We start from the raw sequence: 828 nt of genomic DNA, 5'->3' as shown, positions 1-828 counted from the left end.
GCCCCGCGCGCCTGACGCAGTGTTCGACATGCCACCGGTGACGCAGTGGCGCGATCCGGCGGCGACGGCCGGCGGCGGCGAGGCATTCGCCGACAGCCCGGCGGCGCGGCGCCTCGTCATCCGCCACTTTCCGGCCGCCGCGCGCCTCGCCGAGGGGCCGGATCGGCGCCGTTTCCTGCGCCTGATGGCGGCGTCGCTCGTGCTCGCGGGGCTGACCGGCTGCGACGACGGCGACGGCCAGGACACGGACCGCCGCGACGTGGAGGTGCCCTATGTCCGTGCCCCGGCCGGCGTGCCCCCCGGCGCGTCGCTGACCTATGCGAGCATTGCGGTGCTGGACGGGCTCGCCAACGGCATCACCGTCACCACCCGCGACGGCCGGCCGCTGAAGATCGAGGGCAACGCGCAGCATCCGTGGAGCCGCGGCGGCACCGATGCCTTCGGTCAGGCCTCGATCCTCGCGCTTTATGATCCCGAACGGTCGCAGACGGTGCGGCATGGCGGGCGCATCAGCGACTGGGACAGCCTCGCCCGCGCGCTGACCGACCCGATCGACACGCTGCGCGATGCGAACGGGCGCGGCTTCGCGCTGCTGACCGGCCCGCTGTCGTCGCCGTCGATGCTGGCGCAGATCGCCGCCCTGCGCGCGGCGATGCCGGCGATGGGCTGGTACACCCATGCCGCCGTCGATCGCGGCGGCGCGGCCGAGGGGGCGCGCCTCGCCTATGGCCGCGCGCTCGACACGCAGTACCGGCTCGACCGCGCGCGGGTGATCGTGGCGCTCGACGGCGACCTGCTCGATCCGGGGCCGCGCATGGTGGGGCAGGC

General features: G+C 75.2%; 1 pseudogene. It reads left to right on the top strand.

Annotated features, from left to right (window positions below):
• Window positions 1-28: 28 nt before the first annotated feature.
• Window positions 29-828 (top strand): annotated as a pseudogene (locus tag B8460_RS17440) (hypothetical protein); the annotation flags it as partial.

Source organism: Acidisphaera rubrifaciens HS-AP3 (genome assembly GCF_000964365.1).
Taxonomy (GTDB): domain Bacteria; phylum Pseudomonadota; class Alphaproteobacteria; order Acetobacterales; family Acetobacteraceae; genus Acidisphaera; species Acidisphaera rubrifaciens.
The sequence above is the reverse complement of the archived record's forward strand: the minus strand, read 5'-3'. Positions and strand labels throughout refer to the sequence as shown.